Genomic DNA, 24147 nt, shown 5'->3' on the forward strand with positions numbered 1-24147 from the left:
TTTCTGGGGAAGAATGCAGCTTCCCCGCGGCCACGCCTCAGGTGGACGCCCGGCCCGCGGTGGGGGCCGTCGGCTGGTCGAGGTCGTCGACCTGGCGGGCGTACAGGCGCGCGTAGGCGCCCCCTTCCGCGAGCAGCTCTCGGTGGGTCCCCTGCTCCACGAGCCTGCCGCGGTCCATGACCAGGATCCGGTCGGCGTCGGTCACCGTGGAGAGGCGGTGCGCGACGACCAGGAGGGTCCGTCCCTCGGCGAGGTCGTCGATCTGCCGCTGGATCTCGGCCTCGGTGTGCACGTCGAGTTCGGAGGTCGCCTCGTCCAGGACGAGGATCGGGGCGTCCTTCAGCAGCGCCCGGGCGATCGACAACCGCTGCCGCTGGCCACCGGACAGGCGTTCGCCCATCTCTCCGACGACGCTCTCGTAGCCCTCGGGCATCGCCAGGATCGTGTCGTGCAGCGCCGCCCTGCGGCAGGCCGCCTCCAGTTCCTGCTGGGTGGCCTCGGGGCGGGCGATGCGCAGGTTCGCGGCGACCGTGTCGTTGAACAGATACGTGCGCTGGCCGACGACGGCGACGAGGTCGCGCAGCTCCTCCAGGCTCAGACGGTCGATCGGGACGTCCCCGACGCGGATCGATCCCGAGGCCGGATCCCAGAACCGCAGCAGCAGCGAGATCAGCGTGGACTTGCCGGAACCCGAGGTGCCCACGACCGCGTACCGTTTGCCGGCCGGGACGGTGAACGAGACGTCGGTGACCGCGGGAGGGGTCAGGCCGGGCACGGCGGTCGGGTAGCCGAACGTGACGCCCTCGAAGCCGATCGACGGCTCGGCCGGCGCGGCGACGGGGGCGGGCGGGTCGGCGACCACCGGGGGCCGGTCGGTGACCTCCCAGATGCGCCGGGCGCCGGCGAACGCCTGCTCCAGGTCAGCGATGAACTCCTCGACGCCGAGAACCGGCCCGAAGGTCGCCAGGCTGATCGCGACCACGATCGCGACGTCCTGCCAGGAGAGTCCCTGTGCGGCTCCGGCGAACAGGACCGCGATGACGCCGGCGGCCACCAGCAGCTCGTTCAGCCCGCGCCGTACCGAGATCATCGCCCCCAGCCGCCCGACGGCGCCCGCCCCCGCCGAACCGAGCTCGCCGAGCTCGTCGAGGCGGCGGGTGCCGTATCCGAAGGCCAGCACCTCGCGTACGCCCTGCACACCGTCGGTCATGTGCTGGGAGACATCGCCGCGGGCCTGCCGCAGGTCGGTGGCCGCCGTGGCGGCCGCCCGGTGACTCATCCAGGGAACGACGACACCCACGGCGACCAGGAACGGCGCCAGCACCAGGGCGACGACGGGACTGAAGGCCGCGCCCAGCACCGACAGCGAGACGAGCGGGACGATCGCCGCGGCCAGTGACGGAGCGATGGTGTGGGCGTAGAACACCTCGATACGGTCGATGTCCTTCATGACGCGGGCGAGCAGGTCACCGGTGCGGCGCCCCTCGATTCCCGCGGGGGCCTGCGGCTCGATCCGCGTGTAGAAGTCGTCGCGCAGCATGGCCAGCAGCTTGAACGCGACGAAGTGCCCGAAGTACTGCTCGATGTAGCGGAACAGGCCTTTGGCGAACGCGATGACGACCATCGTGACGGCCACGGATGTGATCACCCCGGCGTCTCCGGAGGCGACGCGGGTGACGCCCCAGGATCCGATGCCGTACAGGGCGATGTTGAGGCACATCTGAAGCACCCGGAAGGTCACCGAGGTGGTGAGCGGGGGCCAGAGCGGGCGGCCGAAGTCGAGCAGGCGCCGACTGATCCGGGCGCGGGTCATCTCCTCGGTGGTCATGATCCGGTCTCCGCCTCTGTGCGTCGCATGGCGCGGGCGTAGTGCCCGGTGCCCGACAGCAGTTCGTCGTGGGTGCCGTGCTCGGTGACACGGCCGTCTTCCAGGACCACGATGTGGTCGGCGTCTCGTACGGTGGCCAGGCGGTGCGCGATCACGAGAACCGTGCGTCCGACGGCGAGCCGGTCCAGTGCGGAGAGGATCGCCGCTTCGGACTCCAGGTCGACGTTCGAGGTGGGCTCGTCCAGGATCAGGATGGGCGCGTCCTTGAGTACGGCTCGCGCGATCGCGACCCGCTGGGCCTGCCCGCCCGACAGCATCAGGCCGCGCTCGCCGGTCGGAGTGTCCAGGCCCTCCGGCAGGCCGCGGACGAACTCGTCGAGGTTGGCGGTGCGCAACGCCTGCCACAGCCGGTCGTCGTCGGCGCCGGGGGCGGCGACCCTGAGGTTGTCCCGCAGCGTGCCGGTGAACAGGTAGGTGGTCTGGGCGACGACGGTGATCTGCTCGCGCACCCAGTCGCCGGGTACCTCGGTGACGTTGTGGCCGCCGATGCTGACGACGCCCTCGCCCGCGGCGATGTTGCGCTGGAGCAGAGCCGCGGCGGTGGACTTTCCGGACCCGGACGGACCGACCAGGGCGAGTTTCTCTCCCGGCGTGATCCTGAAACTCACGTCGCGGAGCACCGGGGACCCCGGGTCGTAGGCGAAGCTCACGCCGTGGAACTCGACCTCCGCGGGGGCGCCGTCGGGCGCCGGCGTCGCGGGATCGGGTATCGACGGCCGCTCGGCCAGGAGTCGTTTGATCTCCTTGGCCGCGGCGCTGCCGCCCATCCCGATGTAGAAGAACTGGCCGACCTTGTCCAGCGGCTCGACGAGCTGGGTGGCGAGCAGGACCAGCGCGACCGCCTCGCCGATGCCGATCGCGCCCTCGTCCAGCCGTACCATCGCCAGAACCGTGGCTGCGGTGATCATCCCCAGGGAGAACACCGTGTCGACCACGAACAGGATGACCTGGTTCCCGGCCAGCAGCCGCATGATCGCCCGGCGGAGATCCTCCGACGCGCTTGCCAGGGTCCTGCCGTGTGCGGTGCCCTGGTTGAAGAGCTTGAGCGTCGACAACCCCTGCAGCGCGTCCAGGAATCGGGCTGCCAGCCGGTTGGCGGTGTCCCGGTAGCCCGCGCTGACCTTGGCGAAGCTCCGTTCGAAGATCCCGACGGTGAGCGGGATCGCCGGTACCGCGATGGCGATGACGAGCGCCGCCCACGGGTCGACGAACAGCGCGATCGCGGCGAGGACCAGAACCGGAACCGTCATCGAGGCCAGGATCGGGCCGAGGAAGGTCGCGTAGTAGGTGGCGACCAGTTCGACCGCCTCGGTGGCGGTGGAGACCAGCTGACCGCTCTGCTCGCGTGAGCGCAGGGGCGCGCCCAGCCGGAGCAGGTGGCGGTAGATCCGCGCTCGCAGACTCACCTCCAGGAAACCGCCGGCTCGGATGGTGACGGCCGGGATCAGTGCCGCGAACAGGGCCCGCAGCGCGGCGGCCGCCACCAGACCGATGATCAGCCCGCTACTCGGCGTTCGTCCTGCCGCGATCTCTCCGATCGCCGCGCCCACGAGCAGGAGAAGCGCCGTGGTGGCGAGCGCCTGCGACCAGGTACCCAGTACGGACCACAGCACACGACCCCGGATCGCGCCCATCAGCGACTCCGGTTTCGGCGGCGCGGGCGAGGCACCCTGCTCCGCCGACAGCGCATCCATCTATGCACCCTCCGACCCTTGTTTCCCCTAAGGGAACGATGTTTCACTATGAAGTCACCCGAACAGGCGCTCGGCCAACAGGCCCGGGCGGCTACGGGCCCCCGAATCTCGTTTCCCTCATGGGGACGATGTTTCACTATCAAGTCATCTGAACAGATGCTCAGTCAATAGGTTTGAGCAAGTACGGAGGTCACGCATGGACCACACGGTTTCCCGGCCCCCCGAAATCGAGATGGCCGTCTATGCGGGCCGCCCGCCGGCCCAAGTCCGGTTGGACCGCGCGGCCCCCTTCGGCTGGTGGGCGGCCGCCGTCATCGCGCTGGTCTCGCTCGTCGACAAGGTCGAGTTCTACCTGGTCGCGGGTGCGTTGCCACTGATCCAGGCGGAGTTCGGATTCAGTGACACCTGGGGAGGCGCGATCTCGACAGCCTCACTGGTGGCCAGTGCCATCCTGCTCCTGCCGGCCGGCTATCTCGCGGACACCGGACGGCGCACCGGCCTCATGGCGGCCATCGTGGGGTCGTGGGCCCTGCTCACCCTGGGCTCCGGGCTCGCCCCGACGTTCGCCCTCTTCTTCGGCATGCGCGTCCTGCTCGGCGGTGCCAGCCAGCTCTACAGCCCACCGGCGGCCAGCCTGCTGGCCGACTACTATCCGCCGGGCTCGCGTGCCCGGGCCTTCGGATTCGAGCGCATGGCCTACTTCGCCGGCACCCCCATCGGCGTGGCCGTGGGCGGTGCCGTCGGGCAGGCGTACGGCTGGCGTAGCGCGTTCTTCTTCGTGTTCGTTCCCGGCCTGCTGGTGGCCCTCCTCTGCCTGACGCTACGCGAGCCGATCCGCGGGATCGGCGACCGTATCGGCGAGGCCCAGAAAGCCGCCGGCGTTCCGGGGCCGGATGCCGCCGCGACGAAGGACGAGACGACAGCGGACGACGCGACGGCGACAGCCGCGGAGAAGCCGCGTCTTCGCGAGGTGATCCCGCAGATGCGAGAGGTGATCGCGATCCGGGCGGTACGCCTGGTCTTCACCGGTCTCGGGCTGCTCTTCTTCGGCATCGGCGGAATCATGTGGTGGCTGCCCACCTTCCTGCAGCGCTTCAACGGCCTGGAGGCCGGGCCGGCGGCGGGCATCGCCGGAGGCGCCGGCCTGGTGGGCATCATCGCGGGCACCCTGCTCGGCAGCCGATACGGCGACAGGTGGCAGGACCGCCGGCGGGCCTGGCGTGTCACGCTGAGCGGTGGCAGCCTGCTCGCCGGCGCGCTGTTCCTCGGGGCCGCGGTGGGCGTGCCGGTCCTCGGGGTACGCATCGTGATGTTCCTGATCACCAATGCCTTCTTCTGCGTGGCGATCGCCAACCTGACCGCGGGCCTGGCCGATCTGCTGCCGGCGGAGCGGCGCGGCGTCGGCTTCGCCCTCCTCCAGTTCACCCTCGCCCTCAGCGGAGCGCTCGGGCCTCTCCTGGTGGGCGCGGTGTCCGACCTGTTCGGCTCACTGCTCTACGCCTTCACCGCCCTGCTGGTGCCCGCGACGATCAGTGGCCTGGTCGTGCTGCAGGCGCGCTCCAGCTATGACACGGGAGCCGTCCGGACATGAGCGAGTGCTCGCCCGGCCCGGGTCAGCCACCACACCGCCACCGCGAAGGCCGTCCAGACGCAGGTGTTGAGCGACTCCTCAAACCACTGCAGGGCGATGGTCTGCTCCGGCTGCCCGGCGAGCATTCCCATGCTGTAGCTACCGAGGATGTTGAACCCCAGCAGGGCCATCGCCACGGTGTCACCCGACTTCTGGGCCAGCAGGATCAGCCGCACGGCGAGGAGCGTCGACGATGCCGTGGTCACGACGAGCAGCGGCCAAGTCGCTCCGACTCCGGCCGCGGCGACGACTCCGATCAGAGCGAAGGCCACGAACGCCCACAGCGGAGCGATCCTCCTGCCCGCATCACCGGGACGGACGCTCAGCAGCGCCCAGGCGAGGATGGTGAAGCCCGGCCCGAGCAGGAAGAACTGCGCCTTGGCCATCCAGACGATGTCAGGGCCGCCCAGGGCCACGATGGTCTTCCAAGTGGCCTTGAGGGCGCCGCCGGTCACGATGGACAGCCCTCCGGCCAGTGCGACACGCATCACTTTCGGTCCGGCGACGGCACCAACCCCGGGAACGAGCAGGGTGATACCGGTCGCCATAGCGAGAACCGGCAAGAAGTCCACAAGCGCCAAAGAGAGGGGGTATTCCACGGCACTACCATCCGATTCCCTAGAGGAAACACTGTTTCCAAAGTAGGAACACGTGGAGACGCCTGTCAATGACGGAACCGGGTCGCGACCCGCCCGGACCCCGGCGCGGCAGGGGTCCACGCGGACGGGCCGCGGCCCTGGTCCACCGCGACGCGGGCTCGGGTGCACGGCGAAGAGGCCGCGTGCGCCGTACGGCCGGAGCGGTGTTCAGCTGAACTCACGAAGTTTGACCTCGAAGTCCGCGCACACCTCGCTGCGGAGCCGACCGCCCTGACCACAGGTTTCCGGGTGCCCGCCGCCGTCGTCGCGATCTCCGACCGCCTGCTGGAGGAGCCGGCTGTGGACGTGCCCAGGACTCGCTCGTTCCGTACGGACGGCCGCCTCGAGGTCCTCCGGACACCCGACCTCGCCGGCTCCGCGGTCCGCGCGGTGCGCGAGGCGCTCGGCCATGAGGGCTCGGTCGCGGTGATCGCCGCCGACGCGGCCCTCGGCGAGCCGGTGACGGCGCTGAGGGCCGAAGGCGTCGAGGTCGCCACACTCGACGACATCGCCCCCGCGGCCCGCGTCACCGCCGTCCCCGCGACAATGGCCAAGGGGCTGGAGTACCACCACGTGGTGGTGGCCGAGCCCGCCGAGATCGCCGAAACCGAGCCCCGAGGACTCAACCGGCTCTACGTCGTGCCGACCCGGGCCGTCTCGCGGCTGGACGTGCTGCACACCCGCCCGCTACCCGCCTGGCTCGCGCCACCGGCCGGCGTTCAGGGGTGATCGGAAGCGCCAGGAACCCTCAGGCGTCAGCCGCGGGTTCCTGGCGCCCCGGTTCCTCCTGAAGCCTCCGCTGGATCGGGGCGTAATGGGCCGCGATGGCCCGCGTGAACGCGGCGACGTCACCGGCGGCGGCCGTGACGATCGCATGGTGCGCCTCGACGGTCTCCCGCACCGACTCGGGAGTCGCGTCCAGGGTGTGCGCCACGATGGCGTGGACGTCCCAGAACGCGGCGGTGAGCTGGGTGACCAGCTCGTTGCCCAGCGGTTCCATGAGCAGCAGGTGGAACTCGCGATCCTGCTCTATGAAGGCCTCGCCGCGGGCCGCGCGTTCGTCCATCTGGGTGGCGAGGCCGAGCAGTTCGGCGTGGGGGTATCGTCGAAGGCGGCGACGATCGAGCCGGCCAGCCCCTGCTCTATCGTCTGGCGGACCTCGCCCAGCTCGGAGAGCACCCGGAAGTCGTCGGACCGGCTGAGCAGCCCCCGAAAGGTCAGACTCTCGACAAGTGCGGCGAAGGACAGCCGCCCGACGTAGGTGCCGTGCCCGTGCCGCACCTCGACGATGTCGAGCGCGCTGAGGGTTTTGATCGCCTCCCGCACGCTGGAGCGACTGGACCCTCCCGGCTCGGGGATGCGGCCTTGGAAAGGGCTTCCGGATCGATGTCCGCCCAAGGCTTGGAAGCGGGGAATTCCAGCACCCGGCCTGCCGGTCGGGTCCGCCGGTTCGCGGCTCACCGGTCCGGGGACCCCGAAACCTCCCGGCGCGGACACCGCGGCGGCGTAACGGCCGCCGCCGGTCTCGTGCCGGTGGCCCGTCACGGTCCGGATGTCTCGGATAACGGGGCGCTCGACATCTGTCAGGTTCTCCAGGTCCGGCAGTAAGTTACGTATTAAATGACCTTTTTGTCGCATTATCGCGATGCGATGGCCGCTCTTTAATACTGGAATTCACTGGAATTGAAGGGAGACCAGTGGAACTCCTGTTACGCTCCGGGCCGTGAGTGATTCACTGGACGCGTTGGAACGGCGAATAGCCGGTCTCCGCGCCGAGGTGCGACGGGCGGTCAAGGCGAAGGAGAACTCGCTCGCCCGGTCGCTGCGCGGGGAGTTGCGCAGAGCCGAACAGGCATGGGACGCGGCGATAAGCTCCGAGGCGCCGGCGCCCGCGTGCGAGCCCGAGACCTCGCTGCTGCCCATCAGGGAGCAGGTGCACCAGGCGCTGGCCATGCTGGGCGTACCGACCTCGGCCAAGCTCATCGTGGCGGTGAACGACGCGTTCTTCTCCCGCGAACTCCGCGGCTCACAGCTGACCAGCCTGCGCCGGGACGAGGAGCGCTCGTTCCGCGGCGACCCCTACGCCAGGCCGTACTACCTGTGCGCCGCGCTGACCGACCGCCTCTCCCCCGCCCGGGGGCTGCTCGCCGACAGCACCTGGCCGGCCGAGTCGCGGGTGCTGGGACCGCTGAGCCCGCGCGTCGACTTCCTCACCTCGACCATGCGCATCGCCGAGCACCTGGCGCGGCTGGCCGAGCCGCCGGCCGGGGCGATGCGGCTGCTGTCGCGGATGGCGCAGAACATCCCGGGCGCCGTCGAGGGCTTCGCCCCGGCCGATCCCGCGACCGCGATCCGCGCGGCACGGGCCGAGCTGGAGGTGCACCGGGCCGCCGACACCGCGCAGCGGGCCGAGGTGGCGGCGCGGGCGACGAGGCAACTACCGGACGCCGAGCGCCTGTTCGGCGTCACCGCGATGAACACCTTGAGGGGGGCCTGTTGAAGACCCGGCTGGACGGGGGAACCCGCGCATGAGCAGCCTTCGGGAGAGAGCCTTCCTGAACAGGCTTGACGAGCTGCGCGGGACGATGCCCGCCCGCCCGCACGACGCGCGGGCCATCGCGGCGCTGGCCGCCAACCCCGGTTGCGCGCGCCGGGCGGTGATGGACGCCGCGGGCGTGGACAAGGACCGCACGGCCCGGCACGTCGGTTTCCCCGCCCCGTTCGGCCAGTCCCAGTTCGCGATCACCCGCGGCAACGTCTTCGAGTCGCTGGTCAAGGAGAACGGCTGCGCCGAACTGTTGCGGCTGCTGCGCGAGCTGCTCGGCCTGTCCGTCGCCCAGGTCGGCTACCGGGACGTGGAGAGCGTCGGCTCGCACCTGCGCCACTCGCACACCCGGGCGCTGATCGACCGCGCGGCGCGCGAGGACGACGGGACCGCGGTGTTCTACGACCACCCGCTGTTCAGCCTGGAGATCGCCGGGCACACCTCCTACCTCGAACCGGACGTGGTGGCCTTCCAGATCGGCGGGCGCTTCCACATCGTGGAGATCAAGTCGTTCGGCATGATCGACGGCCAGGCCGAGCCTGACAAGGTCGCGGCGGCGGCACGGCAGGCGGCGGTCTACGTCCTGGCGTTGCGCACGCTCATGGCCGAGCTCGGACACGACCCGGAGCGCGTCTCCCACGACGTGGTGCTCGTCTGCCCGGAGAACTTCGCCAACCGCCCGACCGCGGCACTGGTCGACGTGCGCAAGCAACTGTCGGTGCTGGGCCGCCAGCTCACCAGGATGACCAGGGTCGAGTACCTGCTGGAGGGCCTGCCGGACGACCTCACCTTCGATCTGGCCCCCGGCGAGGACGGGGTGCCGACCCGTTCGGCGGACGAGCTGACCCAGGCGCTGCTCCAGGTGCCCGCCCGCTACGCGCCCGACTGCCTGTCCACCTGCGACATGTGCATGTTCTGCCGTCACGAGGCCCGCGCCTGCGGATCCACCGACCTGCTCGGGCGTCAGATCCGCGACCAGCTGGGCGGCGTCTCCGGCATGCACGAGGCGCTCGGCCTGGCCGAGGGCACCCGCGAGGTGGCCGAGGGCCAGGAGGAGATCGCCCGCCTGCTCCGGCTGGCGGACCGGCTGCGCGAGGAGTCGCTGCGGTGAGGATCGTCGAGGCCGCCGGGCCGGGGGCCGCCGCGGCGAGGGCGGACGACAGGTGAGCGCGCTGACGGCGCTGGCGCGGCTGCGAGCCGTCAGGGACGGCGTCGCACAGCGGATCACCACGGTCCGGCACTGCCACATCTCCGACCAGCCGCTGGTGCTCATCCCGCTCAAGCTCGCCGGCGAGGCCGCCGCGCCGCTGGCCGCCATGGTGGGCACCGACCCGGGCCACCCCCGGCTGCTCGTCGTGCCCCAGCCACGTAACCGGGACCTGCGGTTCGCCTTCGCCGCCGGGCTGGCCGAGGTGCTGCTGCCCTATATCGAGGGGTTCGAGAAAAGCACCGAGACGGTCGAGCGCAGGGGTGGCGAGCCGTACGAGCGGTGCCTGGACGCGCCGCAGATCCTCGTGCCGAACCGGTCCGCCGCCGCGTTCACCGGGCTGCTCGGCCGTTCCACCCGGTTCCGCAGGGCCGAGGGACCCTATCCGGTGCACCCGTCGGTACCGCTGCTCGGCCGGTGGCTGACCTACTTCGCCGACCGGTCCCAGCAGCCGGGCTCCTCGGTGCTGCTCGCGGCGACCGAGGCACTGAGCCTGCACTGGGCGACCGGGCAGAGCAGCCTGGAGGACGCGAATCTGGCGGCGCTGCTGGGATGGATCGACCCGCCGCCGGGAATGTCCGGTCACCGGGCGGCCGAGGAGGCCGAGGACCCGCTGCTCTGGCCGCCGGCGGGCCCCACCACCGACCCGGGCTTCGACAACGAGGTGCTCGCTCCCGCGATCCGCGCCTACGAGGAGGCGCCGACCGACCGTGCCGTCGACCGGGTCAGCCAGGCGCTGCGCACCCAGCTCGACCCCACCTGGCGGCTGATGTGGCGGACCGTCGACCTGCTGCGGTCGCTGCCGGAGGGTTCCCGGGTGAAGGACCGCTGGGAGATCGACCGCGGGTCGTTCACCCGGTTCGTCGAGCGGATCGCCGAGGGAAGCCCACCGCAGGCCCGCAGGGACGGGGCGGTGAGCGCCGCCGCGAGGCTGGCGGGGCTGGAGCGGGCACGGGCGAGCTACGACGTGCAGCGGGCCCACGACGACCCGCTGCTCATGGCCGAGTACCGGCTGACCGGCGAGGCCTTCGCCGGGACGGTGATCGCCGCCGATCCCGAGCACAGCGAGGGCGAGGGCCGCTCTCGCAAGCTCCGGCCCCTGATCACGGTGAGGACCGGCGACCCGGTGCGGCTCACGCCCGGCACCACCGTCGGCAGCCCCGACCGGCGCGGCCACGCGGCCGAGATCGTCGAGGCCGTCGACGGGGAGATCACCCTTAAGATCACCAAAGGGATGGGGCGGGGCAGGACCCCGGCTCCGGGTTCGGTGCCCGAACCGGGCGAGCGGGTCTCGTACACCTCACTGATGGATGACTTCCAGTCGTCGGCGGCGCTGCCGGACCCCGAGCAGACGCCGTGGACCCACGGCGGGCCGCCGGAGGAGTACGAGCCCGGCGACGACGACGCGCAGGAGGAATGGCTTTGAGCGTTCACCGGACCCCGCACGGCCGGCCGATGTCCCTTTCGGCCGTGCGTGCTCCCCGCTCGGCGGCGGCACCGAAAGACCGGGCCGCCGGTGCCGGAGCGGCGGGCCGCAGCGCCCGGGTGACCGGCCTCGGCACGGACCTGGCGAGCAGTGGCGGAGGCGTGGCATGACGCCGCAGCAGGAGGCGGCGGCCGTGGTGGACGCCGTCCTGGCCGACCTGCCCCGTCACCGCGGCGTGGTCGTGGACTCGCCTCCGGGCGCGGGCAAGTCCACGCTGGTGGTCAAGGCCGCGGGGCACATCGCCGAGACCGGCGAGCCGCTGATGATCGTCGCGCAGACCAACGAGCAGGTGGACGACCTGGTGGAACGGCTCGCGGCCGAGCATCCCGACCTGGGGGTCGGCCGGCTCTCGGCGAGCGGCTACATCACGCCCGGCCGCATCCTCGCCCTGCCCAACGTCTCGGTCGCGGGCAAGCTGCCCGACCTGGGGGACCCGGCCGTGGTGATCGCCACCGCGGACAAGTGGGCATGGATCGGCGACCGTACCTGGCCCTGGGCCATCGTCGACGAGGCCTACCAGATGCGTTCGGACAAGCTGCTGCGCATCGCCTCGCTGTTCGAACGGTCGTTGTTCGTGGGCGACCCCGGCCAGCTCGACCCGTTCTCGATCGTGGACGGCGACCGCTGGGCGGGCCTGTCGTGGGACCCGGTGCAGAGCGCGGTCTCGGTGCTGCTGCGACACAACCCCGACCTGCCGGTGCACCGGCTGCCGGTCTCCTGGCGGCTGCCCGCCTCGGCCGCGCCCGTGGTCTCCGAGGCGTTCTATCCCTTCACCGGGTTCCGCGCGGGGACGGGCCCCGCCGACCGGTCGCTGGAGTTCACGGTGAACGGCATGCGCACCCCCTTCGACCTGGCGCTGGAGGAGGCGGCCGGGTCTGGCTGGGCACTGTACGAGCTGCCCAGCCGCCACACGGTGCGCACCGACGCGGAGGCCGTGCTGGCGACCGCGAGCCTGGCGACGCGGCTGCTCCAGCGGAGTCCGGTCGCGCACTCCGAGCGCGGCAGCCATCCCGTCACGGCCGACCGGATCGCCATCGGCGCCGCGCACCGCGACCAGGTGGCCGCGATCAGGGCCGCCGGGGTGCCGCCGGAGATCACCGTGGACACCGCCAACCGCCTGCAGGGCCGGGAGTACGACGTGACGATCGTGCTCCATCCCCTCTCCGGGCGCCGCGACGCCACCGCGTTCCACCTGGAGTCGGGGCGGCTGTGCGTGCTCGCCTCCCGGCACCGCCACGCCTGCGTCGTGGTGGCCAGGGCGGGCATCCCCGAACTGCTGGACGCCCACCCGTCGGCCGAGCCGGTCCAGCTCGGCGTGCCGGTGAAGTTCCCCGACGGCTGGGAGGCCAACCAGGCGGTGCTGGCCCACCTCTCCAAGCACCGGGTGACTCCTGATGACTGAAGAGCAGGGGGAAGAAGGCGTTCGGATTCCGCTCCGCACGTCTGGGGTAGGTGCGGGCGGGCATTCCCGCCATCATCCGCGCAGCGGGGTTGGCGAAGATCAGCTTGTGCCCCTTGAGGACCGGAAAAGCGAGGGCGACGGGGGTGTGCCCGCGACGGACCGTCAGCGCGTGCGTGTTGTGCCGTCGCGCCGAGGGCGGGCGCCGTTGAGAAAGAGTTCGACGATTTGTGGCGCGTCGTTGCCGGCCCCGAGGCTCGAAGCGCGTGCGAGGTGGAGGAAGGCGTTCGCGAGGAACTGCGGGTCTCCGCTGATTCGGCCCTCCTGCACTGCCTCGGTGAAGAGCGTGACGACGGGAGTGAGGACGGCTTCGACGTAGAGCGCGGAGACTTGGTCTTTGGTGGTGGGGCTCACGAGTTCGAGTGCGTCGTAGATGCGCTGTTCGAATGAGATTGTCGTTCCGGCGTGTTCGGCGGTGACGTGTACGAGTGCCGTCAGTTGTTCTTCGAATGTAGCCCCGCAGGCAAGCGCGTTGGCGATCCGGGTGTGTGAGGTGTCGATGAACCGGATCGCCACAGCGGTGTAGAGCTCTTCCTTGCCGCCCGGGAAGTGGTGATAGATCGAAGGTTTCCGGATGCCGACCGTGCGCGCGACGCCGACGAGAGAGATCCCCGGATAGCCGGTAACGGAGAGTTGGTCGCCGAAGGCGTCCATGATCTGCGCGCGGGTGTCGGTCGCGGTGGTCATCGGTTCCTCCGTGCGTGGTTGAGCGCGAGGCCGCAGGCGATGAACCCCATGACGACAAGCGTAGTCATGATGACCGAGGTGAGCGGAACAACGGTGAGGTCGCTTTCGCTCTCGAGTTGCCGGGCGGTGTCGATGATGTACGTGAGGGGGTTCACCGTGGCGATCGCCCGCATCCAGCCGGAGAGCTCGTCGACGGGGGCGAACACGCCCGTGAAGAACGACGACCCGAAGAAGGCCAGCGTGACGAGGTTGGTGGTCGACGACGAGGCGGTGCGGACCGCGACGGCGACACTCAACAGGGAAACCGCGGCACCGAGGATCAGCATGAGCGCGAGCATCCCGAAAGTCCCGGTCCACTCCGTGGGGCGATATCCAGCGATCATCGCTCCGCCGGTCGTGAGGAGGGCCTGCACCGTGACGGCGACGAGAGTGGCGATGAGCGTGCCGGCGAGGAACGGGGTTACCGTTCCGTGAGCGACGCGGAGCCGGTCGAGGTATCCGCTCGTAATGTCGCCCAAGATCAGCGTCCCGGCGGTACCGGCGCCGGTTGCGACGCCGGTGAGCAGGATCAGCGGTAGGAGGAACGCGATGAAGGTCTGGTCGCCGAGATAGCCGGCCCCGACGTTGCTGAGTTGCCCTGAGTAGATCAGGAGGAAGAACAGTGATTGGGCGAGCGGGCTGATCAGCAGCGCGGGCGAACGGAACACGGCGCGCAAGGAGCGGCGGGTGGCCGCCGCGGTCACTCGAATCGTGCCGGCGCGGCGGGTACTCATGACAGGGATGGCGGTTGCGGTCATGCCGGGTCCTTCCGGGGAGAGTCCGTGTCGTTGGTCAGCCCGTGGCGAGGGCGGCGAAAACGTCGTCGAGGGATGGGCCGGCCAGCCGCATCTGTTCGACCGACGCCGCGACGGTGCCGATGTCATCGAGCGCCGCACGGAGCACGGCAGGATCGCGGGGAAGCGCGAGGCGGACCGTGGTCGGTTCGCCGGACTCCGGCCGGAACCCGGCGAGGGTGGCCTCGATCAGCCTGTCAGTCGATTCGAGGGTGTCCAAGGTCAGTGTCAGGGTGCGGTCACCGACGAGGCTCTTGAGTGCGTCAGGAGAGTCGTGCGCGATGACCTTGCCGTCTCGGAGAACGACGATGTCGGTCGCCAGCACCTCTGCCTCGTGGAGGTCCTGCGTGGAGATCAGGAGCGTACGCGACCCGGCATCGGAGCTCAGTCGTTTCAATTCATCCCAGAAGTCCATCCGGGCGAGAGGGTCCAGACCGGTTGTGGGCTCGTCGAGCACGATAAGTGACGGCGAGCCCACCAGTGCGACAGCGAGATCGACCTTTCGGCGTGTCCCGCCCGACAGCTTCGCGATGCGCGTGTTCTGGTGGTCTCCGAGTCTGAACAGTTCCACCAACTCGCGCGAGCGGCGACGCGCGGTCCGGGTGCCGAGGCCCAGAGCCGCCCCCTGAAAGCCGAGCACCTCCAGTGGAGTCGCCAGCGGATCGAGCGCGTTGGACTGGGGTGCCAACCCGATCAGGCGCCGCACGGCCCGGGTATCTGTCACGACATCGTGCCCTTCCACCACGACCGTTCCCGATGTCGGCGAACGCAGCGTCGAGATGATCTCCAGCAACGTGGACTTTCCCGCACCGTTCGGACCTAGAACGACCGTGCGGCCACCGCGCCGGACATGGAGCGAGACACCGTTGAGAACCGTTCGCTCCCCGTAGGACTTCATGAGGTCGGTCACGCCAACCGAGGTGTTCTTGAGCACGGCGGTCAGCCTACCTACCGGTAGGGCGGATCACAAACCGGCCTGGATCCCCACTGGCCGGGGCGCCGTCAACGGGGGCGACCATTCCCCGGTCGACGGCGCCGTACGGCACGGGTCAGATCGTGCGCCGCCAGACGTCGATGGCCAGCACCTGGCGCATGCCCACCGAGAGGTAGAGGTCGAGGGCGGGCGTGCTGTTGTTGGCGTCGACGTGCAGGTAGGTGCCGACCCGTCCGCGACGGGCGTCGTCGGCGAAAGCCCCGCGCAGCATGAAGCGGCCCAGGCCGCGGCCCCTGAAGGCGGGGAGCACCGCCAGCCTGCGCACGTAGCCGCAGTTCTCGTCCCCGAGGAAGGCGTTGGTCCCCAGCAGCATCGCCACGGGCTCACCGTCGAGGCGGGCGACCGCCAGTTGCGACCAGTCGGTGTTGACCGAGGAGTTCAGCTCGTCGTGCCACTCGTCGTAGTCCTTCGGGGCGAACCCGAAGTGGTCGGCGAAGCCGGCCTGCTCCACGGCGTGGCCCTGGCGGCGCACCTCCTCGGTGAGCCCGTCGTGCACGGTCACCCCGGCCGGCGGGCCGGGGCGGCCGACCGGCCCGGTGTGGTCGGCGCGGAGCCGGATGAAACTGGTGGCGGCGCTGAAACCACGGGCGGCGGCGACGGCGCGCTTGCCGCTGTCCTCGCGGTAGAGACCGATGTCCACCACGGCCCGGTCGTGGCCCAGCTCGGCGGCGATCTGCCCGGCCCGCTCGGTCACGGTGTCCCAGAGCGGGCCGGTCAGCTCCGGCGCGCCGGGGTGCACGACCACGTCGACGTCGACGTTGTCACTGACGCCCTTGCGGCAGGCCCAGGCCCAGGCCACCAGGCGCCCGCTCTCGTCGTGGACGAGCCAGCCGTCGGACTCGGTGTCGAAGGACGAGTCGTTCAGCTGGTCGGCGACATCGTCGAGGGTCATGTCGGCCTTGCCGATCACCTGGGTGTCGCAGAGCGAGATCAGCTCGTGGATCTCGGGGGCGTCGGCGGCGGAAGGCCGCCGGGTGAGGTACCCGGCGGCGGGGATGGTCGTCTTCATGCCCCTCATCGTGGCGGGGGCCGGTTGGGAATCGCTGGGTCGGAACTTGGGATCGGTTGATCAGTCGAGCACCGGCACCTGGGCCTCGGCCTCCTGGGCGCTCTCGGGGCCGCCGCGCAACGGGATCTCCTTGATGAAGGCCGCCAGCAGCGGAACCAGGACGGCGAACAGGATCGCCCACCAGAAGACGCCGGAGATGGAGTCGGCCAGCGACTCCAGGAAGCCGATCCGTACTCCCGAGGGCAGCTCGTGCAGGGCCGCCGGGTTGAACTGGGCACCGCCGGAGGCGAGCTGCTCGCCCGCGGCGCCCAGCTTGCTCTCCAGGTTGGAGCTGAGGCGGTTGTTGAAGATCGCGCCGAACAGCGAGACGCCGAACGAGCCGCCGATGGAGCGGAAGAAGGTCGAGGCGCTGCTGGCGACGCCGAGGTCCTTCTGCTCGACGCTGTTCTGGGCGATCAGCATGGTGGTCTGCATCAGGAACCCCATGCCGAGGCCGAGCACCGCGATGAACACGCCGGTCTGCCAGGCGGGTGTGTGCACGTCCATCAGGGAGAGCAGCCACATGCCGATCGCCATGATCACGCCACCGAGGACCGGGTAGAGCTTGTACTTGCCCGTCCGGGTGATGGCGCGGCCGACGAAGAGCGAGACCACCATGGAGGCACCCATCATCGGGAGCAGCAGCAGGCCGGAGTTGGTGGCCGTGGCCCCCTGAACCGTCTGCTGGAACAGCGGCAGGAAGTTGATGACACCGAACATGGCGAAGCCGAGCAGGAAGCCCACACCCGAGATCAGGCTGAAGTTGCGGTCACGGAAGACGTTGAGCGGCATGATGGGCTCGGCGGCACGCCGCTCCACCGGAATGAACAGCGCCAGCGTGACGACGGCGAGTGCCGCCAGGCCGAGGATCTGCGGCGAGTTCCACGCGTAGTCGTTGCCGCCCCAGGTGGTGATGAGGACCAGCGCGGTGATGCCGACCGAGAGCAGGGCCGCGCCGAGCCAGTCGATGCGGTGCTCGGTGCGATGCCTGGGCAGCTTCAGCTTGATCGCCAGCAGGGCCAGCGCGATGAACCCGATGGGCAGGTTCACGTAGAAGGCCCAGCGCCAGTCGAGGTGGTCGGTGATGAACCCGCCGACGAGCGGACCGGCGATCATGGCCAGCGACATAACGGCGGCCATGATGCCCTGGTACTGGCCGCGCTCGCGGGGCGGGACGAGGTCGCCGATGATCGCCATGGCGTTGACCAGCAGGCCGCCCGCGCCGAGGCCCTGGAACGCCCGGAACGCGATGAGCTGCATCATCCCGTCGGACGGGCCGCCGAGCATCTCCGAGCCCGCCATGCCGCAGAGCACCGAGCCGATCATGAAGATGCCGATGGAGGCGAGGAAGATGTTCTTCCTGCCGTACAGGTCACCGATCTTGCCCCAGATGGGGGTCGAGACGGTGGTGCCGAGCACGTAGGCGGTCACCACCCAGGACAGGTGGGTGAGCCCGCCGAGCTCGCCGACGATGCGGGGCATCGCGGTGCCGACGATCATGTTGTCGAGCATGGCCAGGACCATCGCGAGCATCAGGCCCGGTAGCACTACCATGACCTCGCGGCGCCGCCCCGGTGCGGCCGCGACCTCGTTCACTTTTCCCCCTAAAGAGATCTTGCTTACTTGCCGACCGGCTAGTGTCGGATATGCTGGGAATGTAGGCCGCTTACTTGCCGGCCGTCAAGTTGATTTCTCGGTAAAGGGAACCATGAGGGAACACGTCGACACCCGGACGCGCATTCAGGACATCGCCCTGACTCTTTTCGTCGAGCAGGGCTATGAGGCCACCTCGCTCCGCGAGATAGCCGAGGCCCTCGGCGTGACCAAGGCGGCCCTCTACTATCACTTCAAGACCAAGGACGACATCGTCGCCAGCCTGGCCGAGGACCGGGTACGCGCGGTCGAGAAGCTGATCGCCTGGGCCTCGTCCCAGCCGCGCACCGAGGAGACGCGCCGCGAACTGCTCCGCCGTTACTCCGACGACCTGCACCGGGACCGGCACCACGAGATCATGCGGTTCTTCGAGCGCAACCAGACCTCGCTCAAGAACCATCCGACGATGGAGAAGACCCGGCACCGGATGCTGGACCTGCTCACCTTCCTCGTCGAACCGGACGATCCCACCGCCACCCGGCTGAGGAACTCGATGGCCCTGTTCGCGCTGCACGCCGCGTGGATCGTCCTCGGGGACGAGACGATCTCCGACGAGGAGCGGCGGGCCGCCGCCCTGGAGGTCGCGCTCGACCTCGTCCGGCGGTGAGCGTGCTCATCGACCCGCCCAACTGGCCGGGTCCGCACGGTCTGTTCTGGTCGCACCTGGTCAGCGACAGCTCGACCGAGGAGCTGCACGCCTTCGCGGAGGCACTGGGCGTACCGCGCCGCGCCTTCGACCGCGACCACTACGACGTTCCCGAGAGCTTCTACGAGCGGGCCGTCGCGCTGGGAGCGGAGGCCGTCTCCTCGCGCGAGCTCATCACCCGGCTCATCGGTTCCGGCCTCCGCCGCCGCAAGGTTCGTCCTGGAATCAGTGGCCCTCGCATAGATTCCAAAACCCCGGGCATGACGCCCCCCTGAAGACATCACCGCACGTCACAAAGGGGATGACATGCTGAACGCCAAAACGATCGCTTTCCTCGTGGCCCCGGAGGGCATCGAGCAGGTCGAGCTCACCGAGCCGTGGAACGCCGTCAAGCGGGCCGGGGCCACCCCCAGACTCGTCTCCACCGAGCGGGGTCAGGTCCAGGCGTTCAACCACCTCGACAAGGCCGACCGGTTCCCCGTGGACGCGACGGTCGAGGAGGTCTCCGCCGCCGACTTCGACGGGCTGGTGCTGCCGGGCGGCGTCGCCAATCCCGACCTGCTGCGTACCGTGCCCGAGGCGGTCGGCTTCGCGAAGGGCTTCTTCGACGCGGGCAAGCCCGTCGCGGCCATCTGTCACGCGCCCTGGACGCTGATCGAGGCGGACGTGGTGCGCGGGCGCATGGTCACGTCCTGGCCGAGCCTCGCGACCGACCTGCGCAACGCCGGCGCGAACTGGGAGGACCACGAGGTCGTGATCTGCACCTCGGGCCCGAACACGCTGATCACCAGCCGCAAGCCCGACGACCTCAAGGCCTTCTGCCAGGCCGCGGTCGACGCGTTCTCCGGCTGAGGCAAGGAGTCACGAGAACAGCCGATCCCCCGAGGGGGCCGGCTGTTCTCTGCCGCTGTGCCGCGTTTCTTCCATTCACCGAACTTTGCCGCACCTTTCCGATATCCAAAGTCACGATCACCCATCTCAGGTTAGGACGGAGCGTGCCGGGCAAGTTTTAGGAGAACCGGCTGCGAAAGGAGGACACCGTGGAGGCCACGATCGCGTTGCGTCTGCCGCGTGACGCCGCCAGCGTTCCCGTGATCAGGCAACTTCTCGACGCCTCGCTCCGCGCCCTTGGCGTGGTGTCCCAGATCCGCGAGGACATCCAGCTCATGCTCTCGGAGGCGTGTTCCAACGTCATCCAGCATGCCACACCCAGCGACGACTACATGGTCAGCACCGAGCTCTCCAGGGACCGTTGCGTGATCAAGGTGGTGGACGCGGGCGACGGCTTCGACTTCTCGGGCCCCGCCTCCCCGCCCCCCACCTCCGAACACGGCCGGGGCCTGCTGATCATGCGCGCCCTGGCCGACGACATCCGTTTCGTCAGCAGGAAGGAAAAAGGCTCGATCGTCTGCCTGGAGAAGACCCTGCGCTTCGTCAAGGGCGCGCCCGGCCTGTCACTGCTGCTCAGCGAGGAGCTTCAGCTCCAGCAGGGCGTCCCTGAGATAGTCCGTGACGGCCCAGACGTCGGGAACCATCTCCCGGCAGGCGATCACGCCGACGTCAAGTGAGCCGTCGTAGGAGAAGACCGTGATGTTGAGGCCGCCACTGGCGTCGGTCACCACCGAGACCGGGTAGTACGACAGCAGCCGGGCACCGCTCACGTAGAGGGGGAGTTGCGGGCCGGGCACGTTGGAGATCATCACGTTGATCGGACCCGCGCTGTCGGCGAAGAGGTCGAAGGCCGCCCGGGAGGCCAGGCCGGTCAACGCGGAGGGCATGATGTCGCTGAGCTCCTGAATCCAGCTGGCCGGGGCCAGCGACGAGCGATCCTTGATCAGCCGCATCGCGTCACGTACCGCCAGCAGCCGTTCCAGCGGGTCGGCCACCTGCGTCGCCAGCGTCGTGATCATGATGGTGACCTGGTTGCCCGCGCGCCGGTCACCGGGGACACGGAGCGAGAACGGCACCCCCGCGACGAGAGGCTGCTCGGGCAGCGCGTCGTGCTTGATCAGCCACTGGCGCAACGCCCCGGCGCACAGGGCCATCACCACGTCGTTCACCGTGACGCCGAGGGCGTTCTTGACCAGCTTGACGTCCTCCAGCGGCAGGGCCGCGTAGGCGAACCTGCGGTGCGCGCTGATCCTGCCGCTGAAGGGGGTACGGGGGACCGTCATCCGCGGCATGTCGGGCACCTCCGCGGTACCCGACAGGCGGTTGGCCAGTTGCCGGGTGAGCCGCGAGACCAGCCCGGCCCCGGGTACCTGGGAGATCAGGGGGATCTCGTCCAGGTGCGGGACGGCGTTGATCAGGAACCGTACCATGTTGGCCGGGTTGACCACCGCCTTGACGATTCCCCTGGCGACCATCTCGCGCGTGTCGATCCGCTCCTCGGGCTCGGCCGCGGGCGCCATCTCGACCTCGGCGGGCTCGGGGGAGGTGTCCAGCAGGCTGGCCAGCACGTCGGCGCCGGTGACGCCGTCGACCGCGGCGTGGTGGACCTTCGTGTAGAGAGCCGTACGGTCTCCGGCCAGACCGTGGATCAGATACATCTCCCAGAGCGGCCGCCGCCGGTCGAGGCAGCGGGCGTGCAGCCTGGCCACCTGCTCACCCAGCTGCTCGTCGCTGCCCGGGCCGGGCAGCGCGATCTCGCGCACGTGGTAGTCGAGGTCGATCCTGGAGTCCTCGGTCCAGTACGGATGGTCCAGGCCAAACGGGACGGAGACGAGTCGCATGCGGAAGGGCGCGGCCAGGTGGAGCCGCCGGGCCAGCAGCGACACCAGGTCGCTCCGCGACAGCCTGCCCGACAGGATGGCGAGCCCCCCGACGTTCGCGACGTTCGTCGAGGTCTCGAAATTCAGGAACTGCGTGTCCACCGCGCTGAGCTGTCGCATCGTCTACCTCCGGGAAGTCGTTCTTCCATCCTGCTCCCGTGGTGTCACCAGAGCCAACGTCGCGAGTGCGACGAGGACGAACACCGACACGATGACCAACGACAGCGGGATGAGCATGAGCACGATGACGACGGTCATGATCTCGCTGATCAACTGCGACATCGCAGAGCTGTGCCCGGATTGCCCGGCCGTTACACCGCATTCCAGCGACCGAGCTTCAGCGCGAGATGAAGTTCTAACCTGTGGGTTCCGTTCTTGAGGTTGCGGTCGGCCAGCTGCTCGATTCTGGTGAGGCGGTAATAGAGGCTGGTGCGGTGCAGGTGGAGCAGCCGGGCGGTCTCCTGGGCGTCTCCCCCGCTGTCCAGGTAGGTCTCCAGGGTGACCAGGAGCGCCGGATGCTCCCGCAGCGCGTCAAGCGGACCGCCGAACGTGCCGGGAGTACCGGGGGTACCGGCGACCGGCTCGGCGAGCAGCCGGTAGACGCCCAGATCCGGCCAGTGGGCGACCGGCCGCAGCGCCGGTTCCGCCGCCGCCGCCCTGGCCGCGGTGAGCGCCTCCTCATGTGCCCGCACGGCCGACTCGAGCCCCGGGTGCGGTGCGCTGACCCCGGCGCCCGTGCGGGTCCGCGCCGCCAGCCGCTCCCCCAGCGCCGTCACGTCCTCACCACGGTTGAGCAGCAGCACGGCGTGCCGGTCCAGGATCGTGAAGGCCGGTGGCCGGCGCGTCCTGGCCAGCTCCGCGCCGACCGCCTCACGCAGGAGGGCCGGGTCGCCCCGCAGCGCCAGGACGCGCAGCGGCCCCTCCCCGAGCACTCCGGCCGCACGCCGCACACCGATCTCGCCGGTGAGCAGGAGACTCAGGGTGTGGGAGCTGCCGCCGTCGTCGAGCAGGGCCGCGATCGCGGCGGCGTCACGCACGGCCCTGCCCTGCTCCTGCGGGTTCAACGGACCCGGGCCCTCGATGATCCACAGGTAGCCGACCCGGCGGCCCTGGTGGAGCAGGGGCACGCAGAGCCGGGCCGCCATGCCCAGCGAGGGATTCTCCGGAACCCTGACCGGCTCCCGGGTCGAGGCCACCCCGTGCTTCTCCTGCCAGGCCCCCACCGCCGCGGGAACCGACCGTGACAGAATGGCGTGGGCCCTGACCTGGTCGACCTCCCCGTGGTGGGCGCTGTGCGCGACGACCCGACCCTCCAGGTCGTCGACGGACATGCCCCTGCCCACGCTCGCGGCCAGCGCCTCCAACAGGTCCTGAACATCATCCGCGATCACGTTCCAATCCTACAGATGTAGGAAGGATCTCCGCTGGCGGAACGATGACTCCCCCCGGCACTGGCCGTAGCGTCACAGTATTCGTTCTGGAGGGGTCCACCTCGTGAGAGCCGCCTGACAGCCCCGTGAAAGGAGCTTCGTGCAGGAGCGCAGCCGCGTCGCCCCGTGGGCACCGCCCCAGGCGCAGCCGCGCCTGGCCGAGCTCGAGGCCGAGGTGTCGGGGCTGAGCCTGGACGCGGTGACCAGGCTGGTCGACGCGGTGCTGGCCGAGCACCGCGGCCGCCTCGACGAGGACGGTGTGGTCCTGTACGCCGGCACCAACACGATGAGCGAGCGCGCCAGGGCCGCCCATGAGATCTCCCTGGGCTGCCGGCCTTCGATGGGCTGGCCGGGCGACAAACGCCAGACCGGCCTGGAGGAGCTGGACGTGCTGGAGGTGCTGGTCCCGCTCCAGATCGCGGCGCTGATGGGCGGTGAGTTCGCCGAGGTGCGGCTGCAGAGCGCCACACTGGCCAACCTCGCCTGCTACAGCGCGTTCGCCGGCCCCGGCGACACGATCGCGGTGCTGCCTCAGGCCGCCGGCGGCCACACCAGCCACCACGCCCAGGGCGCCGCCGGGATCCGCGGCCTGCGGGTCGCCGACCTGCCCTACGACACCGGACGGCTCGATGTCGACCACGCGGCCCTCCCGGCGTTCCTGCGCGAGCGGCGGCCCGCGCTGGTGGTGCTCGGGGCGAGCCTGATGCTGTTCCCCTACGACGTGGCGCGGGTGCGGGCGGCCTGCGACGAGGTGGGCGCCCTGCTGCTCTATGACGCCTCGCACGTGGCGGGACTGATCGCGGGCGGCCGGTTCCAGCGGCCACTGGACGAGGGCGCGCACTTGATGACCATGTCCACCTACAAGTCCTTCGGCGGGCCACCCGGCGGGGCCGTCGTGACCCGCGACGCGGATCTCGCCCGGCAGGTGGCGGCGGCGGCCTATCCCGGCCTGACCGCCAACTACGACGCCTCCCGCCTGGCTCCCCTGGCCGTCGTCGCCGCGGAGCACGCCGCGGGAGGTTCCGGGTACGCCGACCGCTGCATCGCCAACGCCGGGGCGCTGGCCGCCGCGCTGGACCGCGAGGGCTTCACCGTGGTCGCCGCCCATCGGGGCTGGACCGTCTCGCATCATGTGGCGGTGGACGCGGGCGCGTTCGGCGGCGGGGACGAGGCCGCCCGGCTGCTGGCCGAGGGGGGCGTCTACCTCAGCGGCGTCGGCCTGCCCGGCCGGCCGGCCGGGGAGCCCAGGCGGGGCCTGCGGATCGGCACCCAGGAGGTGACCCGTCGCGGCTTCGGCCCGGACACCATGGGCGAGGTCGCGGCCCTGATGCGCCGCCTGCTCATCGACGGCCAGACCCCCGCGAAGGTTCGTCGGGACGCACTGGCCCTGCGCCGCGCCATCCCATGATCCCGGACCGGCCCGCTCGACCCCCGGGGGTGCGCCCCCTGGCGGGCCGGTCCGTCAAATTCCCCTGACCACCCCACCCACGTGTATCCCCTGCCGGCGGAACCCGGCTCGCGGGCGTCCCGGTTCGACC

General features: G+C 70.2%; 24 protein-coding genes. 11 read left to right on the forward strand and 13 right to left on the reverse strand.

What is annotated here, in order from left to right:
• Nucleotides 1-37 precede the first annotated feature (37 nt).
• Nucleotides 38-1828, reverse strand: coding sequence for a thiol reductant ABC exporter subunit CydC (gene cydC / locus ACFQVD_RS12245; protein ID WP_343967925.1), 1791 nt, complete (start codon nucleotides 1826-1828; stop codon nucleotides 38-40).
• Nucleotides 1825-3582 carry an ABC transporter ATP-binding protein/permease gene (locus ACFQVD_RS12250; protein ID WP_343967923.1) on the reverse strand — a complete coding sequence of 586 codons (1758 nt, stop codon included), beginning with the start codon at nucleotides 3580-3582 and terminating at the stop codon, nucleotides 1825-1827. Before ACFQVD_RS12250 ends, cydC begins: the two co-directional genes overlap by 4 nt.
• Before the next feature lie 196 nt (nucleotides 3583-3778).
• On the opposite strand from ACFQVD_RS12250, the gene ACFQVD_RS12255 reads away from it, so the two are divergent.
• Nucleotides 3779-5173 carry an MFS transporter gene (locus tag ACFQVD_RS12255; protein ID WP_343967921.1) on the forward strand — a complete coding sequence of 465 codons (1395 nt, stop codon included), beginning with the start codon at nucleotides 3779-3781 and terminating at the stop codon, nucleotides 5171-5173.
• Here ACFQVD_RS12255 and ACFQVD_RS12260 read toward each other — a convergent pair.
• Entirely contained in the window at nucleotides 5146-5760 is a 615-nt protein-coding gene (locus ACFQVD_RS12260) for a hypothetical protein (RefSeq protein WP_343967918.1), read from the reverse strand. The two genes, ACFQVD_RS12255 and ACFQVD_RS12260, sit on opposite strands and share 28 nt — an antisense overlap.
• 339 nt (nucleotides 5761-6099) lie before the next feature.
• Between ACFQVD_RS12260 and ACFQVD_RS12265 the strand changes: the two genes are divergently transcribed.
• Nucleotides 6100-6579, forward strand: coding sequence for a hypothetical protein (locus ACFQVD_RS12265; RefSeq protein ID WP_343967916.1), 480 nt, complete (start codon nucleotides 6100-6102; stop codon nucleotides 6577-6579).
• A 19-nt stretch (nucleotides 6580-6598) separates the two neighbouring features.
• Here ACFQVD_RS12265 and ACFQVD_RS12270 read toward each other — a convergent pair whose 3' ends face one another.
• Nucleotides 6599-6916, reverse strand: coding sequence for a FadR/GntR family transcriptional regulator (locus tag ACFQVD_RS12270; RefSeq protein WP_343967914.1), 318 nt, complete (start codon nucleotides 6914-6916; stop codon nucleotides 6599-6601).
• Nucleotides 6880-7176, reverse strand: a complete 297-nt coding sequence (locus tag ACFQVD_RS12275; protein WP_343967912.1) for a FadR/GntR family transcriptional regulator — start codon at nucleotides 7174-7176, stop codon at nucleotides 6880-6882. Before ACFQVD_RS12275 ends, ACFQVD_RS12270 begins: the two co-directional genes overlap by 37 nt.
• A 397-nt stretch (nucleotides 7177-7573) precedes the next feature.
• Here ACFQVD_RS12275 and ACFQVD_RS12280 point away from each other — a divergent pair, with 397 nt between their 5' ends.
• The 4 genes from ACFQVD_RS12280 to ACFQVD_RS12295 all read left to right on the forward strand — a co-directional run bounded on the left by ACFQVD_RS12280 (nucleotide 7574) and on the right by ACFQVD_RS12295 (nucleotide 12490).
• Entirely contained in the window at nucleotides 7574-8350 is a 777-nt protein-coding gene (locus tag ACFQVD_RS12280; protein WP_343967910.1) for a hypothetical protein, read from the forward strand.
• Between the two features lie 28 nt (nucleotides 8351-8378).
• A complete protein-coding gene (locus ACFQVD_RS12285) occupies nucleotides 8379-9506 on the forward strand; it encodes a hypothetical protein (RefSeq protein WP_343967908.1) in 1128 nt (375 codons plus the stop codon).
• Nucleotides 9507-9558: 52 nt separating this feature from the next.
• Nucleotides 9559-11028: a hypothetical protein gene (locus tag ACFQVD_RS12290; protein WP_343967906.1), complete on the forward strand. Its 1470-nt coding sequence runs from the start codon at nucleotides 9559-9561 to the stop codon at nucleotides 11026-11028.
• Between the two features lie 166 nt (nucleotides 11029-11194).
• Nucleotides 11195-12490: an AAA family ATPase gene (locus tag ACFQVD_RS12295; RefSeq protein WP_030922360.1), complete on the forward strand. Its 1296-nt coding sequence runs from the start codon at nucleotides 11195-11197 to the stop codon at nucleotides 12488-12490.
• A gap of 162 nt (nucleotides 12491-12652) precedes the next feature.
• Here the strand turns inward: ACFQVD_RS12295 and ACFQVD_RS12300 are convergent, their stop codons facing one another.
• The 5 genes from ACFQVD_RS12300 to ACFQVD_RS12320 form a co-directional block, all read right to left on the reverse strand.
• Nucleotides 12653-13234, reverse strand: coding sequence for a TetR/AcrR family transcriptional regulator (locus ACFQVD_RS12300; RefSeq protein ID WP_343967903.1), 582 nt, complete (start codon nucleotides 13232-13234; stop codon nucleotides 12653-12655).
• Nucleotides 13231-14031, reverse strand: coding sequence for an ABC transporter permease (locus ACFQVD_RS12305; RefSeq protein ID WP_343967900.1), 801 nt, complete (start codon nucleotides 14029-14031; stop codon nucleotides 13231-13233). The genes ACFQVD_RS12300 and ACFQVD_RS12305 overlap by 4 nt, the downstream gene beginning before the upstream one ends.
• A gap of 34 nt (nucleotides 14032-14065) precedes the next feature.
• Nucleotides 14066-15001, reverse strand: a complete 936-nt coding sequence (locus ACFQVD_RS12310) for an ABC transporter ATP-binding protein (RefSeq protein WP_343967897.1) — start codon at nucleotides 14999-15001, stop codon at nucleotides 14066-14068.
• 115 nt (nucleotides 15002-15116) lie between these two features.
• A complete protein-coding gene (locus tag ACFQVD_RS12315) occupies nucleotides 15117-16070 on the reverse strand; it encodes a GNAT family N-acetyltransferase (RefSeq protein ID WP_343967895.1) in 954 nt (317 codons plus the stop codon).
• Between the two features lie 60 nt (nucleotides 16071-16130).
• The gene (locus ACFQVD_RS12320; RefSeq protein ID WP_343967892.1) at nucleotides 16131-17705 is read right to left on the reverse strand and encodes an MDR family MFS transporter; all 1575 of its coding nucleotides are present in this window, start codon (nucleotides 17703-17705) and stop codon (nucleotides 16131-16133) included.
• A gap of 112 nt (nucleotides 17706-17817) precedes the next feature.
• Between ACFQVD_RS12320 and ACFQVD_RS12325 the strand changes: the two genes are divergently transcribed.
• The 4 genes from ACFQVD_RS12325 (at nucleotide 17818) to ACFQVD_RS12340 (ending at nucleotide 19976) form a co-directional block, all read left to right on the forward strand.
• Nucleotides 17818-18369: a TetR/AcrR family transcriptional regulator gene (locus ACFQVD_RS12325; protein ID WP_343967888.1), complete on the forward strand. Its 552-nt coding sequence runs from the start codon at nucleotides 17818-17820 to the stop codon at nucleotides 18367-18369.
• On the forward strand, nucleotides 18366-18683 hold the full coding sequence (locus ACFQVD_RS12330; protein WP_343967885.1) for a DUF4031 domain-containing protein: 318 nt from the start codon (nucleotides 18366-18368) through the stop codon (nucleotides 18681-18683). Before ACFQVD_RS12325 ends, ACFQVD_RS12330 begins: the two co-directional genes overlap by 4 nt.
• A gap of 31 nt (nucleotides 18684-18714) precedes the next feature.
• The gene (locus ACFQVD_RS12335; RefSeq protein WP_343967883.1) at nucleotides 18715-19260 is read left to right on the forward strand and encodes a type 1 glutamine amidotransferase domain-containing protein; all 546 of its coding nucleotides are present in this window, start codon (nucleotides 18715-18717) and stop codon (nucleotides 19258-19260) included.
• Between the two features lie 188 nt (nucleotides 19261-19448).
• On the forward strand, nucleotides 19449-19976 hold the full coding sequence (locus ACFQVD_RS12340; RefSeq protein WP_343967881.1) for an ATP-binding protein: 528 nt from the start codon (nucleotides 19449-19451) through the stop codon (nucleotides 19974-19976).
• Here the strand turns inward: ACFQVD_RS12340 and ACFQVD_RS12345 are convergent.
• From ACFQVD_RS12345 to ACFQVD_RS12355, 3 genes are read right to left on the reverse strand one after another with little or no spacing between them, the layout of a single operon-like run.
• Nucleotides 19863-21299, reverse strand: a complete 1437-nt coding sequence (locus tag ACFQVD_RS12345) for a WS/DGAT/MGAT family O-acyltransferase (RefSeq protein ID WP_343967878.1) — start codon at nucleotides 21297-21299, stop codon at nucleotides 19863-19865. The two genes, ACFQVD_RS12340 and ACFQVD_RS12345, sit on opposite strands and share 114 nt — an antisense overlap.
• A gap of 3 nt (nucleotides 21300-21302) precedes the next feature.
• On the reverse strand, nucleotides 21303-21461 hold the full coding sequence (locus ACFQVD_RS12350; protein ID WP_343967876.1) for a hypothetical protein: 159 nt from the start codon (nucleotides 21459-21461) through the stop codon (nucleotides 21303-21305).
• Nucleotides 21462-21490: 29 nt separating this feature from the next.
• The gene (locus tag ACFQVD_RS12355) at nucleotides 21491-22570 is read right to left on the reverse strand and encodes a helix-turn-helix domain-containing protein (RefSeq protein WP_343967874.1); all 1080 of its coding nucleotides are present in this window, start codon (nucleotides 22568-22570) and stop codon (nucleotides 21491-21493) included.
• Between the two features lie 139 nt (nucleotides 22571-22709).
• On the opposite strand from ACFQVD_RS12355, the gene ACFQVD_RS12360 reads away from it, so the two are divergent.
• Nucleotides 22710-24017, forward strand: coding sequence for a serine hydroxymethyltransferase (locus ACFQVD_RS12360; RefSeq protein ID WP_386271128.1), 1308 nt, complete (start codon nucleotides 22710-22712; stop codon nucleotides 24015-24017).
• The last annotated feature ends 130 nt before the right edge of the window (nucleotides 24018-24147 follow it).

Source organism: Streptosporangium amethystogenes subsp. fukuiense, assembly GCF_042665875.1.
Taxonomy (GTDB): Bacteria; Actinomycetota; Actinomycetes; order Streptosporangiales; family Streptosporangiaceae; genus Streptosporangium; species Streptosporangium fukuiense.

Bases quoted from the DNA above. Each gene is read 5' to 3' on its own strand.
- cydC (WP_343967925.1), bottom strand. From the start codon at position 1,828: ATGACCACCGAGGAGATGACCCGCGCCCGGATCAGTCGGCGCCTGCTC.
- ACFQVD_RS12250 (WP_343967923.1), bottom strand. From the start codon at position 3,582: ATGGATGCGCTGTCGGCGGAGCAGGGTGCCTCGCCCGCGCCGCCGAAA.
- ACFQVD_RS12255 (WP_343967921.1), top strand. From the start codon at position 3,779: ATGGACCACACGGTTTCCCGGCCCCCCGAAATCGAGATGGCCGTCTAT.
- ACFQVD_RS12260 (WP_343967918.1), bottom strand. From the start codon at position 5,760: ATGGCGACCGGTATCACCCTGCTCGTTCCCGGGGTTGGTGCCGTCGCC.
- ACFQVD_RS12270 (WP_343967914.1), bottom strand. From the start codon at position 6,916: ATGGACGAACGCGCGGCCCGCGGCGAGGCCTTCATAGAGCAGGATCGC.
- ACFQVD_RS12285 (WP_343967908.1), top strand. From the start codon at position 8,379: ATGAGCAGCCTTCGGGAGAGAGCCTTCCTGAACAGGCTTGACGAGCTG.
- ACFQVD_RS12295 (WP_030922360.1), top strand. From the start codon at position 11,195: ATGACGCCGCAGCAGGAGGCGGCGGCCGTGGTGGACGCCGTCCTGGCC.
- ACFQVD_RS12300 (WP_343967903.1), bottom strand. From the start codon at position 13,234: ATGACCACCGCGACCGACACCCGCGCGCAGATCATGGACGCCTTCGGC.
- ACFQVD_RS12305 (WP_343967900.1), bottom strand. From the start codon at position 14,031: ATGACCGCAACCGCCATCCCTGTCATGAGTACCCGCCGCGCCGGCACG.
- ACFQVD_RS12315 (WP_343967895.1), bottom strand. From the start codon at position 16,070: ATGAAGACGACCATCCCCGCCGCCGGGTACCTCACCCGGCGGCCTTCC.
- ACFQVD_RS12325 (WP_343967888.1), top strand. From the start codon at position 17,818: ATGAGGGAACACGTCGACACCCGGACGCGCATTCAGGACATCGCCCTG.
- ACFQVD_RS12335 (WP_343967883.1), top strand. From the start codon at position 18,715: ATGCTGAACGCCAAAACGATCGCTTTCCTCGTGGCCCCGGAGGGCATC.
- ACFQVD_RS12345 (WP_343967878.1), bottom strand. From the start codon at position 21,299: ATGCGACAGCTCAGCGCGGTGGACACGCAGTTCCTGAATTTCGAGACC.
- ACFQVD_RS12350 (WP_343967876.1), bottom strand. From the start codon at position 21,461: ATGTCGCAGTTGATCAGCGAGATCATGACCGTCGTCATCGTGCTCATG.